This window comes from Streptomyces sp. NPDC057136 (assembly GCF_042670885.1).
GTDB lineage: Bacteria > Actinomycetota > Actinomycetes > Streptomycetales > Streptomycetaceae > Streptomyces.
The window spans coordinates 262,126-278,028 of sequence record NZ_JBHUUV010000006.1 but is presented as its reverse complement, the minus strand read 5'-3'; the positions used below and the strand labels follow the sequence as shown (position 1 = coordinate 278,028).

The 15,903-nt window shown below is 69.8% G+C and carries 15 protein-coding genes and 2 tRNA genes; 6 read left to right on the top strand and 11 right to left on the bottom strand.

The features are described 5' to 3' along the window. The 8 genes from ACFT7S_RS10940 to ACFT7S_RS10905 form a co-directional block, all read right to left on the bottom strand. Window positions 1–1,542: an MFS transporter gene (locus tag ACFT7S_RS10940; RefSeq protein WP_382729666.1), complete on the bottom strand. Its 1,542-nt coding sequence runs from the start codon at window positions 1,540–1,542 to the stop codon at window positions 1–3. A gap of 131 nt (window positions 1,543–1,673) precedes the next feature. Next, window positions 1,674–1,747, bottom strand: a tRNA-Lys gene (locus ACFT7S_RS10935). A 148-nt stretch (window positions 1,748–1,895) separates the two neighbouring features. Further along, the gene (locus ACFT7S_RS10930) at window positions 1,896–2,654 is read right to left on the bottom strand and encodes an IclR family transcriptional regulator (RefSeq protein WP_382729717.1); all 759 of its coding nucleotides are present in this window, start codon (window positions 2,652–2,654) and stop codon (window positions 1,896–1,898) included. Between the two features lie 166 nt (window positions 2,655–2,820). Then, the gene (ehuA, locus tag ACFT7S_RS10925) at window positions 2,821–3,654 is read right to left on the bottom strand and encodes an ectoine/hydroxyectoine ABC transporter ATP-binding protein EhuA (RefSeq protein WP_382729664.1); all 834 of its coding nucleotides are present in this window, start codon (window positions 3,652–3,654) and stop codon (window positions 2,821–2,823) included. Then, entirely contained in the window at window positions 3,644–4,285 is a 642-nt protein-coding gene (gene ehuD, locus ACFT7S_RS10920) for an ectoine/hydroxyectoine ABC transporter permease subunit EhuD (RefSeq protein ID WP_382729662.1), read from the bottom strand. Before ehuD ends, ehuA begins: the two co-directional genes overlap by 11 nt. Then, window positions 4,282–5,013, bottom strand: a complete 732-nt coding sequence (gene ehuC / locus ACFT7S_RS10915; RefSeq protein ID WP_382729660.1) for an ectoine/hydroxyectoine ABC transporter permease subunit EhuC — start codon at window positions 5,011–5,013, stop codon at window positions 4,282–4,284. Before ehuC ends, ehuD begins: the two co-directional genes overlap by 4 nt. Window positions 5,014–5,032: 19 nt before the next feature. Further along, window positions 5,033–5,935 carry an ectoine/hydroxyectoine ABC transporter substrate-binding protein EhuB gene (gene ehuB, locus ACFT7S_RS10910; protein WP_382729658.1) on the bottom strand — a complete coding sequence of 301 codons (903 nt, stop codon included), beginning with the start codon at window positions 5,933–5,935 and terminating at the stop codon, window positions 5,033–5,035. Between the two features lie 231 nt (window positions 5,936–6,166). Beyond that, window positions 6,167–7,126: a D-2-hydroxyacid dehydrogenase gene (locus ACFT7S_RS10905; RefSeq protein ID WP_382729657.1), complete on the bottom strand. Its 960-nt coding sequence runs from the start codon at window positions 7,124–7,126 to the stop codon at window positions 6,167–6,169. Window positions 7,127–7,277: 151 nt separating this feature from the next. Here ACFT7S_RS10905 and ACFT7S_RS10900 point away from each other — a divergent pair, with 151 nt between their 5' ends. From ACFT7S_RS10900 to ACFT7S_RS10880, 5 genes are all read left to right on the top strand, one after another. Then, on the top strand, window positions 7,278–7,856 hold the full coding sequence (locus tag ACFT7S_RS10900; protein ID WP_382729655.1) for an IS607 family transposase: 579 nt from the start codon (window positions 7,278–7,280) through the stop codon (window positions 7,854–7,856). Next, the gene (locus ACFT7S_RS10895; protein ID WP_382729653.1) at window positions 7,853–8,044 is read left to right on the top strand and encodes a helix-turn-helix domain-containing protein; all 192 of its coding nucleotides are present in this window, start codon (window positions 7,853–7,855) and stop codon (window positions 8,042–8,044) included. Before ACFT7S_RS10900 ends, ACFT7S_RS10895 begins: the two co-directional genes overlap by 4 nt. Beyond that, the gene (tnpB, locus tag ACFT7S_RS10890; RefSeq protein WP_382729651.1) at window positions 8,001–9,311 is read left to right on the top strand and encodes an IS607 family element RNA-guided endonuclease TnpB; all 1,311 of its coding nucleotides are present in this window, start codon (window positions 8,001–8,003) and stop codon (window positions 9,309–9,311) included. Before ACFT7S_RS10895 ends, tnpB begins: the two co-directional genes overlap by 44 nt. A 140-nt stretch (window positions 9,312–9,451) precedes the next feature. After that, entirely contained in the window at window positions 9,452–10,216 is a 765-nt protein-coding gene (locus tag ACFT7S_RS10885) for a decarboxylase (RefSeq protein ID WP_382729649.1), read from the top strand. A 61-nt stretch (window positions 10,217–10,277) separates the two neighbouring features. Next, window positions 10,278–11,372: an LLM class flavin-dependent oxidoreductase gene (locus tag ACFT7S_RS10880; RefSeq protein ID WP_382729648.1), complete on the top strand. Its 1,095-nt coding sequence runs from the start codon at window positions 10,278–10,280 to the stop codon at window positions 11,370–11,372. A gap of 97 nt (window positions 11,373–11,469) precedes the next feature. Here the strand turns inward: ACFT7S_RS10880 and ACFT7S_RS10875 are convergent, their stop codons facing one another. After that, on the bottom strand, window positions 11,470–13,341 hold the full coding sequence (locus ACFT7S_RS10875) for a putative bifunctional diguanylate cyclase/phosphodiesterase (RefSeq protein WP_382729646.1): 1,872 nt from the start codon (window positions 13,339–13,341) through the stop codon (window positions 11,470–11,472). Between the two features lie 387 nt (window positions 13,342–13,728). On the opposite strand from ACFT7S_RS10875, the gene ACFT7S_RS10870 reads away from it, so the two are divergent. After that, window positions 13,729–14,970 carry a M6 family metalloprotease domain-containing protein gene (locus ACFT7S_RS10870; protein WP_382729644.1) on the top strand — a complete coding sequence of 414 codons (1,242 nt, stop codon included), beginning with the start codon at window positions 13,729–13,731 and terminating at the stop codon, window positions 14,968–14,970. Window positions 14,971–15,029: 59 nt separating this feature from the next. Here ACFT7S_RS10870 and ACFT7S_RS10865 read toward each other — a convergent pair. Continuing rightward, window positions 15,030–15,103, bottom strand: a tRNA-Lys gene (locus ACFT7S_RS10865). Next, the gene (locus ACFT7S_RS10860) at window positions 15,094–15,783 is read right to left on the bottom strand and encodes a hypothetical protein (protein ID WP_382729642.1); all 690 of its coding nucleotides are present in this window, start codon (window positions 15,781–15,783) and stop codon (window positions 15,094–15,096) included. The genes ACFT7S_RS10865 and ACFT7S_RS10860 overlap by 10 nt, the downstream gene beginning before the upstream one ends. Window positions 15,784–15,903: the final 120 nt, after the last annotated feature.

Genomic DNA, 15,903 nt, shown 5'->3' with positions numbered 1-15,903 from the left:
TCAGCGCAATTGTGAGGCGGCGGCCCGGGCGGGGGCCGCCGTTTCCCCCACCGCACCTGCCCGCTCGCCGCGCCGCAGCAGCGCCGCGGCCAGTACAGCCCCGGCCAGCAACAGCGCCGCCCCCGCCACCGACGCGTACTGCATGCTGTGCACGAACGCCTCCCGGCCCACCGAGATCAGCGACGCGTCCCCGGTGGCCACGGCCCCCGGCAGCGTCTTGCGGGCGGCCTCCGGTGCCGAGCCCGGCATGTCCGCCGCGTAGACCGCCGTGGCGACCGCCCCCAGCAGCGCCATCCCCGTCGCGCCGCCGAACTCCTGGCCGGTCTCCAGCAGCGAGGCCGCCGAACCCGCCTTCTCCGGCGGTGCGGTGGCCAGCGCCAGGTCCGAGACCAGTGCCATCACGGTGACGATCCCGCTGCTCAGTACGGCAGCCCCGCCGAGCAGCAGCCACAGCGAATCCGTACCGGACAGGGTGAGCACACCGAACCCGGCGGCGGCGATGACGAATCCCGCGCAGATGACCGGGGGCCGCCCGGCGCGCTGGGCGATCGTGGTGGCCAGGGGAGCGGCGACGCCGACCGCCAGTGACGGGGCAAGGCTCCACAGGGCGGCTTCCAGTGTGCCCATGCCGAGGACCGACTGCAGGTACTGGGTGGTGAAGAAGGCGGAGCCCATCATGGCGAACGAGGCCAGCGAGTTGAGCCCGATACCTGCGGCGAAGCCCCGGCCGCGGAACAGCTCCCGGCTGATCATCGCGTCACCGCGCCGACGCTGGCGGTGCACGAAGGCCCAGCCGACGAGCAGCCCGACGGCGACGAACAGTGCGTCGCGCAGCGTGGCCCCGTGGGCGGCGATCTCCTTGATCCCGTAGACGACCGGCAGGACGGCTCCCATCGACAGCGGCACGCTCAGCAGGTCGAACCGGCCGGGCGCCGGGTCCTTGAACTCCGGCACCAGCACCGGCGTCAGGATCAGCAGCAGCACCATCGCCGGCACGTTGATCAGGAAGACCGAGCCCCACCAGAAGTGCTCCAGCATGACCCCGCTGAGCACCGACCCGAGCGCGATGCCGCCCGCCATGGCTCCCGACCAGATGCCGATGGCCCGGCCGCGCTGACGCTCGTCACGGAACATGTTCCGGACCAGGCCCATGGTCGACGGCATCAGCGTCGCACCACCGATCCCGAGCAGCGCCCTGGCGCCGATGAGCATCTCCGGGCTGGTGGCGTACGCGGCGGCCACGGACGCGGCACTGAATGCGACCGCGCCGAACATCAGCAGCCTGCGGCGGCCGATCCGGTCGCCGAGCGAACCCATGGTGATGAGCAGGCCGGCCAGCGCGAAGGCGTACACATCGAAGATCCAGAGCTGCTGGGTGGCGCTGGGGGCGAGGTCCCGGTCGATGGACGGGATCGCGAAGAAGAGGACGGAGACGTCCATGGAGACCAGGAGAAGAGGGAGGAGGAGGGCCACGAAGGCCGTCCATTCCCGGCGGCCGGCAAGCTCGCCGCGCTCGGCGGTGGTGCGTGTCGCGTTCGTCATGACAGCGAATATACGAGTGTCTAGAACGCTTGTCTATGACGACTGTATAAAACGTGCGTATGGATGCGTGGGCAGCAAAAAACGCAGTGGGCGGTTTCCGACTGATCGGAAACCGCCCACTGCGTTGTCTGTGCGCCGTCAGGGACTCGAACCCCGGACCCGCTGATTAAGAGTCAGCTGCTCTAACCAACTGAGCTAACGGCGCCTGGTGACTCGAAAATAATACCTGCTCCTCGGTAGTGCTGACGACATGCGTCGGCCACCCCTGGACCCGTGACCGTTTTGCCCGCAATCCTCGGGCAGGTCCGGGCAGGTCCGGGCAGGTCCGGGCAGGTCCAGGCGGGTCCGGGCCCTCAGAGCGCCAGCGACAGGAGTACGGGCGCCGCCTGCCGGTTCAGGGTGTCCGCCGCCGACCGCAGCCGGTGCGCGTCCTCGATCGGCAGCGAGAGCGCCAGGCATCCCGCCGACGCCCCCGCGGTCAGCGGCACCGCCGCGCAGACCGTGCCCAGCGCGTACTCCTGGAGGTCCAGCATCGGGACCGTCGCGGGCTGACTGTCCAGCTTGGAGAAGAGGACCTTCTCGCTGGTGATCGTCCGCGAGGTGAGCCGGGCGGTCTTGTGCCGGGAGATGTGGTCGCGCCGCCCGTTCTGGTCGAGCTGCGTCAGCAGGCACTTCCCGATCGCGCTGGCGTGCGCCGCCGACCGGAAGTCCACCCACTCGTTGACCGCGGGCGTGCGGGGCCCGGCCGCCATCTGTGTGACCCGGATCTCGCCGTCGACGTACCGGCTGAGGTAGACCGCGGCGCCGACGGAGTCGCGCAGCTGCACCAGGGTCTGCTGGAGCTTGTCCTCCAGGGCCTGCCGGCGGGCCGCGCCGGAGCCGAGCAGGAGGAGCGAGGAACCGATGACGTACGCCCCGTCGGTGACCTGCTCGACATAGCCCTCGCGGCGCAGGGTCAGCAGCAGGGAGGCGAGGTGGCCGGTGGGCAGGCCCGTCTCGCGGGAGATCTGTACGTCGGGCACACCGTTGCCGTGCTTGGAGACCGTTTCGAGCACGCGTAGGGCGTACTGCACCGAGTGGAACGGCGCGGTCGGTTCGGGCTTCAACGCCACGGTGTCCCCCACCAGGTTGTGACCGTCAGCTTTCGACCCACGATAGCCGCCAAGACCCCCGAAAGGGGGTGCTGTTGACGACTTGATGGGGGCGCCCCGGCCCTGTCAGCTGGGGCGCACCCGTCTGGCATATGCCCATGTCATTGGCGGTGTATCAACAGCGTGGTCACAGCACCGCGTTGAGGAACTCGCGCGTACGTTCGTGCTCCGGGTCGGTGAAGATTTTTTCCGGAGATCCGGACTCCACGACCCGTCCGGCGTCGAACATCAGCACCTTCTCCGAGACGTCCCGGGCGAAGTTCATCTCGTGGGTCACACAGAGCATGGTGATGTCGGTGGTCCTGGCGATGTCCGACAGCAGATCCAGCACGCCCGCCACCAACTCCGGGTCCAGCGCCGACGTCACCTCGTCGAGCAGCAGGATCTCCGGCCGCATCGCGAGCGCCCGTGCGATCGCCACCCGCTGCTGCTGACCGCCGGAGAGCTGGGAGGGATGCGCGTCGGTCTTCCCCGAGAGCCCCACCAGGTCGAGCAGTTCGCGGGCCCGGCTCTCCGCCTCGTCGCGGTCCATGCCCAGCACACTGATCGGTGCCTCGGTGATGTTCTGGAGCACCTTCATGTTCGGGAAGAGATTGAACTGCTGGAAGACCATCCCGATCTTCTTCCGGGACTCCCGCAGCTGCTTCTCCCCCGCCGGCTTCAGTGAGCCGTCCGCGGCGCGGACGTGCGACAGCGGTGAGCCGTCGACCCAGATCACCCCGTCGCTGACCTTCTCCAGCGTCATCAGCAGCCGCAGGATGGTCGTCTTGCCGGAGCCGCTCGGACCGATCAGGGTGACGTGCTCACCGCGCCGCACGGTGAAGTCCAGCTCGTCCAGGACCACATGGTCGCCGTACCGCTTCACGACCCGGTCGAAGCGGACCAGCGGCTCGACGCCGGTCGACACCCGGCCCGGGGCCACGTCCGCGGGCTCCTTCAGGGGGGCAGATTCAGTGGCCAAGGCGCTTCTCCAGCTTTCTCATCAGTAGCGAGGTGGGGTAGCTCGCGACCAGGAAGACCAGGCCGGCGAGCGTGAATGCCTCGGTGTACGCGAAGTGCTCGGCCCCGTACTTCCGGGCCTCGAAGACCATTTCCTGCACCGTGATCACGGCGAGGAAAGGCGTCTCCTTGAACATCGAGATCGCGTAGTTGCCGAGCGCGGGCAGCACATTGCGTACCGCCTGCGGCAGGATCACGGCCTGCCAGGTCCGCCGGGTCGGCAGCGAGAGCGCCCGGGCGGCCTCCCACTGGCCCTTCGGTACGCCGTCGATCCCGGCGCGGTACACCTCGGAGGTGTACGTGGCGTAGTGGATGCCCAGCACCACGATGCCGATGGTCAGCGGCTCCACGGAGCTGAAGACAGCTGCCGCGCCCACCAGTTGGACCAGGAGCGGGGTGGAGCGGACGAACTCCATCACGGCCCGCACCGGCACGGTGACGAGTCTGCTGGGAGCCCGTCCCGCGATCGCGATGGCCAGCCCCAGGACGGCGGCCACGAGGGTGCCGAGCACCGTCGCGAGGAGGGTGACCCTGAATCCTTCGAGCAGCAGGGGCAGGGCGTCCCCTGCGGCGTTCCAGTCGAAGCCGTTCACCGGGCACCTCCGACGGTGGTGGCCGCGGCGCTGCGGCTCTTCAGCAGGCTGCCGGCGCCGGTCTCCAGGCCGAGCCGCCGTTTGGCGGTCCGTTCCAGCAGATTCATCAGCAGCGTCAGCGCGTAGGCCAGCACGAAGTAGGCGGCCAGCAGCGTCAGATACGCGGTGAGGGTCTCACCGGTGCGGTCGCGCACTTGCTGGATCACCGTCATCAGGTCGGCGGCGGAGATCAGCCACAGCAGCGGGGTGCACTTCAGCAGCTGGATCAGCAGGTTGGTGAACGAGGGGATCATCTGCACCCAGGCCTGCGGAAGGATGACCTTGCGCAGCCGCCGGGACGGGGTGAGGTTGAGCGCGAGGGCCGCCTCGTACTGCCCGCGCGGTACGGAGTTGATGGCGCCGCGCACCACTTCGGAGCCGTACGCCCCGTAGTTGAGGCCGAAGGCGACGACACCGCAGAGCAGCGGTGTCAGTTCGTAGCCGGTCAGGGGCGGCATCGCGTAGTACAGCCAGAACAGCTGGATGTAGAGCGAGGTGCCGCGGAAGAACTCGACGACGGTCCGCGAGGCCCCGCGGACCAGGAGCAGCCGGCTGCCGGCCATCAGGCCGAGGGCGAAGGACAGGGCCAGGGCCAGCAGGGACCCCAGAACGGTGGCCTGGAGCGTCACCCACAGACCGGCGCGGACCTGGGGCAGTTCATCGAGGAGAGTGGAGAAGAAGTCACTCATACGGTGTGGTTCGCCCCCGTCAGCCCTTGCACAGATCGGCGGTCTTCAGCGTGGCGGGCGGGATTTCCGTGGCCCCGAAGCCGTACGGCTCCAGCAGGCTCACATAGCGCGAACGGTCCGAGACGATCTTCTTCAGCTCGCGGTCGAAGGCGTCCCGCAGGTCCTCGTTGCCCTGGCGGAACACCGCGCCGCCGGGGGAGTACTGCTTCTTCCCTTCCAGCTCCGGCAGGAAGGCCTCGGTGACCTCGGTGGCCGGGTTGGTCTTGGCGAGCCAGCGCAGCGAGATGCCGGTGAGCAGGAAGGCGTCGATGCGCCCGCCCTTGACGGCGTCGGCGCCGTCCTGCGGCTTCTGCAGCGTCTTGATCTTGTCCTCGGCGATGCCCGCGCCCTTGGCGTACGAGCCCTCGACGGCGCCCGACATCACGCCGACGGTGATTCCGGCGGCCTTGGCGGAGGCCAGGTCGGTGATCTTCTTCGGGTTGCCCTTCTTCACCATCAGCGCTGTGGGGGAGATGAACTCCGGCTCGGAGAAAATGGCGTTGGCGCAGCGCTCCGGGGTGATCGCCATGCCCGCGCTGACCACGTCGTACTTGCCGGCCTGGAGTCCGGGGATGAGGCCGTCCCACTCGGAGAGCGTGGGCTTCAGCTCGTCGACACCGAGCGCCTTGAAGATCTCGCGGTGCAGCGTGGGCGCCTCGCCCTTGAGCTCCTTGCCCTCCAGATAGCCGTACGGGGCCTCGTTGGCGTACGCGACCCGTACGAAGCCCTGCTTACGGAGCTTGTCGAGGGCGCCTTCGCCTTCCACCGATCCGGCGTCGGTCTTGCTGCACGCGGAGAGCAGGCCGGGAACGACGAGCAATCCCCCCACGGCTGCCGATCGGTTGAGGAAACCCCGGCGGGACAGGTTCGGGAAGTCAGCCATGGTTCGCAATCTCCTGGAGGGTCGAACAGTCCGGACAAGGTGAGCGCCTGCCCGATCCCGTACGTCTATGCAGGACGAGGCGGCATGTAACCCAAAAGTGGCCGGAGAGTGACCTTTTCGTGCCCTGTGGCGGGCGGAGTGCGACGAGGGATGCGCGGGGCGTATTCCTCGACGGGCCCGATGTGGTGACGGGCTGTCAGGAGTGCGGGGGTTTGCGGGAGTGTGCCGGACTCAGGCGGTGTGGTCGGGGGAGGGGACATAGCCCAGCTCCTTGTCAACCACGTTCGGCAGCGGCAGGCCGGCCGCCCACTGCTCGTACATCTCCACGAACTGCTCACCCAGCCGGTCGCGCCAGCCGGCCGTGTCGCCGCTCATGTGCGGCGAGACCACCAGACCCGGCACGTCCCACAGCGGACTCTCCGGTCCGAGCGGCTCCTCCTGGAACACGTCGAGCGCGGCCCCCGCGATCCACCGCTTGTGCAGGGCGTCCGCGAGATCGGTCTCGACGACCATGGGGCCGCGCCCCACGTTGACGAACACGGCCGAGGGCTGGAGCAGACCGAAGAACCGGGCGTCGAACATCCCGCGCGTCGACTCCGTCAGCGGCGCCGCGCAGATCACCCAGTCCGCGCGGGCGGCCAGCCGGTCCAGGTCCTCGATGCCGTGAATGGTGCGCCGGGCCGTCCGCGCCACCAGGGCCACCCGCACACCGAGGCCGTGCAGCAGCCGGGTGATCTCCCGGCCGATAGGGCCCGCACCGACGACGACCGCACGGGTGCCGGAGAGCTGCCGGACCTCGCGGTGGCGCCAGTGGTGCAGCCGCTGGAGCTCCAGCGTCCCCGGCAGGTCCTTGGAGAAGGCGAGCACCAGGCCCGCGACGTACTCGGCGATGGGCAGTTCGAAGATGCCCCGCGCGTTGGTCACCACCGTGTCGGAGGCGGCCAGTGCGGGGCAGAGCAGCCGGTCCACCCCCGCGCTCGCCGTATGCACCCAGCGCGGGCGCGGCCCGTCACCCGGCCAGGCGCCGCGTACCGCGTCGGAGCTGAAGTCCCACACCAGCAGGGCGTCCGCGGAGGGGAGATGCGCGGCCAGACCCCGCTCGTCGGTGTACTGGACACGGACGCGGCCGGTCAGCCGGCCGAGGCGCGGTGACGGCTCGGTGTCCAGGACGAGGAGGGTGGGCTCTGACATCACTCACCACGCTCGCACCGGAACCCCACCGCGTCAACGGAGCCACCCGGTCACGCTCCGTGCGGCCTCCGTGGTGCGGTCATCGGGTGTGAACAACAGTTCCTATTCCTTTCGGTGGATATCCAGTGTTCTCAGTGAATAGCCTGATGTTGTGAAGCTTTCCGAGTGGGCGGCGCGCAATGGCGTGCACTACCAGACCGCGTGGACCTGGGCGAAAGAGGGTCGTATGCCGGTCCCGGTCGTCCAGACGCCGTCGGGTACATGGCTCGTGACCGAGCCCGCCCCGCAGGCTGCGGGGCGGGTCGTGGCGTACTGCCGCGTCTCGTCCGATGACCATCAAGCAGACCTGGAGCGCCAGGTCGCCCGTACCGTGCGAGGTGCAACGGCCCGGGGGTTCGCTGTCACTGACGTGGTGACGGAGGTCTGCTCCGGTGTGGACGGGAGCCGCCCCGAACTGAACCGTCTGCTCGCCGACCCGGGCGTGGAGACGATCGTGGTCGAGCAATACGACCGCGTCGCCCGGAACGGCCTCGATCACCTTGATGCAGCTCTCTCGGCCACGGGACGGCGCCTGGTCGTCCTCGACACGGCAGAGACCGCCGACGACCTCGTGCGGGACATCACCGAGGTGCTCACCTCCCTGTGTGCCCGTCTGCACGGTCGCCGCTTCGCAAAGGACCGCGCTTCCCGGGCTATCGCAGTAGCCACCGGCCCGGAGGTGGGTGTGTGAAGAAGTTCAGGCCGCAGCCGGGCTTCACCGTCCTCGCGCACAAGCTGGCCCTGGACCCGAACGCCGCGGCCGACCGCCGCCTGTACTCGCACGGAGGGGCCGCGCGGGCCGCGTACAACTGGGCCGGTCGGCTACGTCACTGCTGTGTGGTGGCAGCGGAAGGCCGAGCAGTCCTACGGCATTCCTGACGATCAGCTGACTGAGTGGCGTTCGTGGTCGCTGCCCTCGCTACGGAAGGCGTTCAACGAGGACAAGCGCACCAACCCGCGCTTCGCCGACTGGTGGGAGGAGAACTCCAAGGAGGCATACAACACCGGCCTGGCAGGCGCGTCGGCGGCGTTCGACAACTACGTGAAATCGAAGAGCGGCAAGCGCAAGGGCCCAAAGATGGGAATTCCCCGCTTCAAGTCGAAGCGGAAGGCACGGCTGACCTGCCGGTTCACCACCGGCACGATCCGCATCGAGCCCGACGGCAGGCACGTCACCCTGCCCCGAATCGGCACAATCCGCCTCCACGAGAACAGGACCGACCTGCGGGCCCTGATCGACGCGGGCAACATGCGGATCTTGTCCGCGACGGTCCGTCTGGACAGGGGCCGTTGGTTCGTCGCGTTTCAGGTTGAGCAGCGGCACGAGCTGGGGAGGGTGTCCCGTCCGGATGCGGCGGTCGGTATTGACCTCGGGATCAAGACCCTCGCGGTTCTCGCGGACAGCGACGGTGTGGTGAGTGAGGAGCCGAACCCGCGTCACCTCGACCGGGCGCAGAAGCAGCTGCGCCGCGCCAGCCGGGTGGTCTCCCGGGTCCAGGGCCCCGACCGGCGCACTGGACAAGGACCCTCCCGTCGCTGGGAGAAAGCCAACCGGGCGCGGAACGAGATCCATCACCGGGTCGCGAACCTCCGCGAGGACACCCTCCATAAGATGACGACCCGCCTCGCATCCCAGTACGGCACGATCGTTGTAGAAGACCTCAACGTTGCCGGGATGGGCCGTAACTGGAGCCTGGCCCGCCACGTCGCGGATGCCGCGTTCGGCGAGATCCGACGCCAACTCACCTACAAGACCGGTCGGCGCGGCACACGACTCGTCGTCGCCGACCCATGGTTCCCCTCCTCGAAGACCTGCTCGCGCTGCGGTGTGGTGAAAGCCAAGCTGCCCCTCAGCGTGCGTGTCTTCGAGTGCGACAACTGCGGCCTCGTCCTGGACAGGGACGCCAACGCAGGACACAACCTGGTCGCCCTAGCGGCCCGCACCACAGGTACCGGAGTGGCCGGAGACCTGGACCCCGCCAGGGCGGAGTCGAAGCCCCGTGGAGCCGACCGCAAGACCCGCACCACCCGCCCGCGCCGCAAGGCCGGGACGGGGCGGGCAGGTGGCACAATCCCCAGCCCCCGGGCCGGGACAGAAACGGGAGACCGTCAACAGGCCACCAGAGCGCAACTCGCACCCTGGTGACACCGTTACGGACCATCCCAGCGGAAACGCCGGGTTGGCTGAGATCGCATGTTGATCAAAGCAACGGAATACTTGACATGGGTGAGGGCAGCGGTGACGGAGTCACGCGCTCGTCGCTCCGGACGTACAGAAAGGTGGACATGACGACCATCGGACTTCTCTACCCGGGCCACTCCGCGGAGGGCGACTTCCCGCGGATCGAGATCATGCTCGACAGCGACATCAGACTGCCCCTCTTCCACACCGGCATCGGCGAGGACACCCACACCGTCGAGGCCCTGCGCGAGATGGGCTCGGCCGAGCGGCTCGCGGCGGGCGTGGAGGATCTGCGCCTGGCGGGCGCCGAGGCGCTCGTCTGGGCCTGCACCGGCGGAAGTTTCGTGTACGGCCGGGAGGGTGCGCACGAGCAGATCGCGACCCTGGCCAGGGCGGCGGGCCTGCCGGCGTCCAGCACCTCCTTCGGCTTCGCGCACGCGGTACGGGAGGTGGGGGCGACCCGGGTAGCGATCGCCGCGACCTACCCGGAGGACATCGCCGTGCTCTTCGCCCGCTTCCTGGAGGCCGCGGGCATCGAGGTGGTCGCCACCCGGGGCAGCGGCATCATCACCGCCGCCGAGGTGGGCGGCTGGGACGCACGGCTCGTGAAGGAGCTGGCCGTCGCCGGGGACCACCCGGACGCGGATGCGGTGCTGCTGCCGCACACGGCCCTGCACACCGCGGCGTACATCCCCGAACTGGAAGAACTGCTCGGCAAGCCGGTCCTCACGGCGAACCAGGTGACGGTCTGGGAGGGCCTGCGACTGGTCGACCGCCGCCTCTGGGAACCGGCGCTGGGCGCCCTTTTCGCCACCCGCGAGCCGCCCCCCGGCGTCACCGAGACCCGGGGCATCGTGGTGCGGGAATAAACGGAGCCATCCTCCTGTTGGCTTCTTCCGTTACGTACGCATCACCGGGAGAGGCCGAAACGTGGACGAGATCCGAGGCGACCAGATTCGCGGCACCGCAGCCGGAACGGCCTCCGTGCCGCTGTCCGTGCTCGACCTGGTGACCGTGGGACAGGGCCGCACCGCGACCCAGGCGCTGCGCACCAGCGTCGACATCGCCAAGCTCACCGAGCGCCGCGGCTTCCACCGCTTCTGGGTCGCCGAGCACCACTCCATGCCGGGCGTCGCCTCCTCGTCCCCGGCCGTGATCCTCGCCCACCTCGCCGCGCACACCGAGCGCATCCGGCTCGGCTCCGGCGGAGTGATGCTGCCCAACCATGCGCCGCTCGTGATCGCCGAGCAGTTCGGCACGCTGGAGGCCCTGGCTCCCGGACGCGTCGACCTGGGACTCGGCCGCGCGCCCGGCACCGACGGCGCGACCGCCGCTGCCCTGCGTCGTACGGACCGGCTGAACGAGGGGGCCGAAGACTTCCCGGAGCAGCTGGCCGAGCTGGTCCGGTTCCTGGACGACGACTTCCCGGACGGCCATCCGTACGCCAGGATCCACGCCGTACCCGGCCCCGTGCAGGCGACCGCGCCCGGCGGTGTGCAGTCCGCGGCCCGTCCGCCGGTCTGGCTGCTCGGCTCCTCCGGCTTCAGCGCCCGGCTGGCCGGTGTCCTCGGCCTGCCGTTCGCGTTCGCGCACCACTTCTCGGCGCAGAACACCGTTCCGGCGCTCGACCTCTACCGGGAGTCGTTCAGGCCGTCCCCGGTGCTGGACGCCCCGTACGCCGTGATCGGCGTGTCGGCCCTCGCCGCCGACGAGGAGCGCGAGGCCCGCCGCCAGGTGCTGACCGGCGCCCTGTCGATGGTCCGGCTGCGCACCGGACGCCCGGGGCTGATCCCGAGCCCGGAGGAGGCGGCCGCGTACACCTTCAGTCCCATGGAGCGGGAGTTCGTCGACGGCTGGCTCTCCAACGTCATCCACGGCACCGCGGACGAGGTCCGTACGGGTCTCGACGACCTGGCCAAGCGGACGGGGGCGGACGAGCTGATGATCACGGCGAACGCGCATGGCGGGGACGCGAGGCTGCGCAGCTACGAGCTGATCGCGGACGCGTACGGTCTGCCTTCCTGAACGCTCCCGTCCTCGGAACGCTCCCGTCCTCGGAACGCTCCCGTCCTCGGAACGCTCCCGTCCTCGGAACGCTCCCGTCCTCAGAACGCTTCCGTCCTCACACTCCGGACGGGCTCGACGACGGGCTTGATTTCGCCCCCGCGCCGATCAGTTCAGCGATACGTTCCGGGGCCACGGCACGGGAGTACAGCCACCCCTGCCCCGTGTCGCAGCCGATCCTCCGCAGCCGCTCGGCCTGGCCCGCCGTCTCCACGCACTCCGCGGTGACGGTGAGGCCCAGCCGGTGCGCCAGCTGCACCATCGCCTCCACGATCGTTTCGTCGGCGGGGCTGGGGTGTGCACCGTCGTCGTAGCGGAAACCGCGTACGAAGGAACCGTCCAGCTTCAGTACGGAGACGGGCAGCCGGCTCAGATAGGCGAGGTTGGAGTAGCCGGTGCCGAAGTCGTCGATGGCGATCCGGACGCCCATGTCGCTGAGCGCCTGGAGCGCCCGCAGTGGACGGCCGGCGGAGCCCATCACGGCGGACTCCGTCAGCTCCAGTTGCAGCAGCCCGGCGTCGAGCCCCGTCTCGGTGAGGATCTCCGCCACGTCGGCGACCAGGTCGGAGTCCCAGACCTGGCGTACGGCCACATTGACGCTGATGAACAGCGGCGGCTCGTCCGGATGGTCGAGCTGCCAGCGCCGGGCCTGGCGGCACGCGGTGCGCAGCACCCACCGGCCGAGCTGGACGATCGTGCCGTCCTCCTCGGCGATCGCGACGAACCGATTCGGCGCCAGCCGGCCGAACTGCGGGTGATTCCACCGCACCAGGGCTTCCACGCCGCGTACGGCCCCGTCGGCCATGCACACCAGCGGCTGGTACTCCAGGGTGAACTCGCCGCGCTCGACGGCGGGCCGGAGCGTGGAGGAGAGCGCCTGGCGGGTCATGCGGTGGGCGTTGCGCTCGGGGTCGAAGAGCGTCCAGCGGGCCTTGCCGTCCTCCTTCGCCCAGTACAGCGTGGTGTCCGCGGCCTGCATCAGGCCGGTGGGCGAGGTGCCCGCCGAGGCCCGCTCGACCACCCCGATCGACGCCGAGACGGAGAGCCGCTGGCCGGCGAGGTCGAAGGGCTGCTGGAGCGAGACGAGCACCGCGTTCGCGAGCTCGGTGAGCTGGGGTGTGCCGGTGGAGTCCTCGACCAGGATGGCGAATTCGTCACCGCCGAGCCGCGCCACGAGATGGCTGCCGCTGCGGTCGGAGCCGTCGCGTTCGGCGCAGTCGGTGAGCCGGCCGGCGACGGCGGCCAGGAGCCGGTCGCCCATGCGGTGCCCCATGGTGTCGTTGACCGCTTTGAAGCCGTCGAGGTCCAGGTAGCAGAGGCCGATCCGGCCGTGCGCGGGCAGTGAGTCGTCCTGGAACGGCGGTGTGTCCAGGGCCGCCGAGAGCCGTTCGAAGAACAGGGTCCGGTTGGGCAGCCGGGTCACCGGGTCGTGCATCTGGAGGTGCCGCAGCCGCTTCTGGAGCTCGCGCCGGTCGCTGATGTCCGCGACCGACAGCAGCACGCCGCCGGTCGCGGTGTCGGTGGACGAGGCCTCCATCGGTACGACGGTGATCTCCGCCCACAGGGAGCGCCCGTCGGCGTGTTTCAGCCTGCGGGTGCAGCGGAAGCGGGAGCGCCGGCCGTGCAGCACCTCGTGGTACGCGTGCCAGGTGCGGTCGTCCGACGCGAGGTCGACGAGATCGGCGGCCGGCTGGGCGGCCAGGGCGGCGGCATCGGTGCCGAGCAGTCCGGCCAGGGCGTCGTTCGCGTTGACGATCTGGCCCTCGTGGTCGAGGACGGCCATGGCGAGAACGGAGACCCGGAAGGCGGCGCGGTAGTCGCGCAGTTCGGACGGGCTCGCTCCCGCCGTATGACGCTCCGTGACCGGTGGCCGTACGGCGCCGAGGGTTCTGCCTGCCTGGGGCTCCGGCCCTTCGGAGGTTCCGCTCACCGCTTGCTCCCGCTGTGCAGATCGTCGTGAACAGGTGTGGTCGGACAGGCCACCGGGTGGAGTCCCGTTGTCAGGGACGGTATCCACGCGGGAAAGCGTGGTGAAGCATAGAGGGTGGTGAGTCGGCCGTTCCAGCTCGCCGGCCGGCGGCGGCTCTCTGTACCCGCCTGGCCCCTGCTCCGGGCTCCAATCCGGTTTGCCCGTTACTGATCGTTTCTGTGCGGTCCTGTTATGTCGCTTCGCTGGATTGATTGATTGTGACTGTCCGTGAACCGGGGATGCGGTCCGCGGTCCTCCTGACCCGAGTGGGGCAGTCCAACAGGACGTACGACCCCGGATCGGCACAGGGTGGGTGGGCTGTCCCGTGTTTCCCACCCGGAGGTTGATGTGCCGCGACTGCGCAGCCCCGGGGGAGTGGAGAGACCGAGTCTGCGCGGCGTGGCGGCCGCTCTGACCTCTCTCATGGCGCTCGCCGCCACCTCCCTCGTCGCGGGACCCGCCGTGGCCGCCACCGGCGACGCGGGCCCGTGCGCCCTGCCCAGGACCGGGGCCCACCACTCCCTCGGCCTCGACACCTGGAACGGCGCCTACCCCCGCCCCGATCACAGCCTCGACGCGGTCATGATCTTCCTCTCGTTCCCCGACTCCGAGCCCGCGGTCACCCCCGCCGTACTCGCCGCCGACTACTTCCCTTCCACCACCCGCTTCTTCCAGCGCGCCTCGTACGGGAAGTTCACCCTGCGCCCGCACCCCCAGCGGCAGTGGGCCGAGATGCCGCGCCCCTCCGCCTGGTACGGGATAGAGCGCGACTGGGACTCGGGGCGGCGCAGCGCGTATCTCCGCGACGCGATCGACGCGGCCGACGGGGCGGTCGACTTCTCGGCGTACGACATCATCTATCTGGTCGCCGACCCGGACGCGCCCGGTGTCGACTCCGACGCCACCAAGGTCGTCAACTTCGACCACCCGCTGCGGGCCGACGGTACGGACATCAGGCGCGTCGTCACCGTCTTCGAACAGCACCCGCCGGACCGGAACGTCCTCGCGCACGAGACCGGGCACGTCTTCGACCTGGCGGACCTCTACCACCGCCCGACGGACGGCAAGGGCGACTGGGACACCCATGTCGGTGACTGGGACGTCATGGGCAGCCAGTTCGGGCTCGCGCCCGAGCTGTTCGGCTGGCACAAGTGGAAGCTCGGCTGGCTCGACCACCGCCAGGTCAGATGTGTGCAGGGCAGGGCCGACCTCACCCTGGAACCCGTCGCCGCCGCGCCCATGCCCGGCGGGTCCATCGGGACACGGCTCGCGGTGATCAGGACCGGCGAGGGCGGCGCCCTGGCCATCGAGGCCCGCAGTGCCACCGGAAACGACCGGGCGACCTGTACCGAAGGCGTACTGATCTACCGGATCCGCAACGGGACCGCGTCCGGCGGCGGTCCCGTCGAGGTCGTCGACACCCATCCCGACACCGACGCCTGCTGGGACCGGTCGGTCTACCCGCCGCTCGCGGACGCCCCGCTGGACGAGGGCGAGACGTACACCGTGCCCGGCGAGCGCACCAGGATCGAGGTCGCGGGGCGGACGCCTTCGGGGGCGTGGACGGTCCGGATCACGACAGGTACGTAAGAGTTCTCTCGAACACGAAGAAGCCCCCTCGCGAAAGCGAGGGGGCTTCTTCGTGTCTGTGCGCCGTCAGGGACTCGAACCCCGGACCCGCTGATTAAGAGTCAGCTGCTCTAACCAACTGAGCTAACGGCGCCTGGTGACGTCGTAGACATTAGCACCCGGATCGGCAGGAGGAAAAATCGAATACCCGGAGGCCGGGGAAGGCTGTGACCTGCCAACCCGTACGCAGGCCCACAGCAGCACGTCGGGGCCGGGGAGCCACGGGTTACGGGTGTCGGGGGCGACCACCCAGCGGGGTCCTGCGCCCTCGGAACCGCCGGCCAGAGGCGGCACGGTCACCGCGTCGCCGGCGCCGTGGCAGAGCAGCGGGGGCACGGAGCCCCGGTGCGCCCCGGACTGCCCGGGACCGCCGGTGCCCCACTCCTCCCATTCGAGCAGGGACGGCAGCCGCTGGGCCGTACCGGGGGCGGCGAACAGGAGCATCCGGCCCCGGTGCGTGGCGACCGGACCGGAGCCGGGCCCCTCGGACCAGAGCTGCTCCAGCATCCGCCGCCCGAACAGCGCGGGCACATTCACCACGTCGAAGACGGACCCGGACGGCAGAACGCCGGGAGCACTCGGACGCGCCTGCCACTGAGAGAGCGTGCTGCGCGGATGGGCCGAGGCGCCGGCGAGCCAGGCGGCCCCCGCGGCGGTCACCTGGGCGGCCTGGTGCCGGGGCTCGTCCCGCAGCAGAGCGAAGATGTCGACGTCGCGGTGGGAGGCCCCTGCTGCTGCGGGGAGGGTCGTTTCGTCTTTCAGCCAAGCGCTCATGCAGACAGGTCTACAGGGAGTGACGGTACCGATTCCGAGAGTTGCCGGAAACGGGGACAGGGCGGGGCATGGAGGAGTATCTTGCGCGGGCATATGCCAGCGGCGGTACCCGGATTCAGG

Bases quoted from the DNA above. Each gene is read 5' to 3' on its own strand.
- ehuC (WP_382729660.1), bottom strand. From the start codon at position 5,013: ATGAGTGACTTCTTCTCCACTCTCCTCGATGAACTGCCCCAGGTCCGC.
- ACFT7S_RS10905 (WP_382729657.1), bottom strand. From the start codon at position 7,126: ATGTCAGAGCCCACCCTCCTCGTCCTGGACACCGAGCCGTCACCGCGC.
- ehuB (WP_382729658.1), bottom strand. From the start codon at position 5,935: ATGGCTGACTTCCCGAACCTGTCCCGCCGGGGTTTCCTCAACCGATCG.
- ACFT7S_RS10885 (WP_382729649.1), top strand. From the start codon at position 9,452: ATGACGACCATCGGACTTCTCTACCCGGGCCACTCCGCGGAGGGCGAC.
- ACFT7S_RS10940 (WP_382729666.1), bottom strand. From the start codon at position 1,542: ATGACGAACGCGACACGCACCACCGCCGAGCGCGGCGAGCTTGCCGGC.
- ACFT7S_RS10860 (WP_382729642.1), bottom strand. From the start codon at position 15,783: ATGAGCGCTTGGCTGAAAGACGAAACGACCCTCCCCGCAGCAGCAGGG.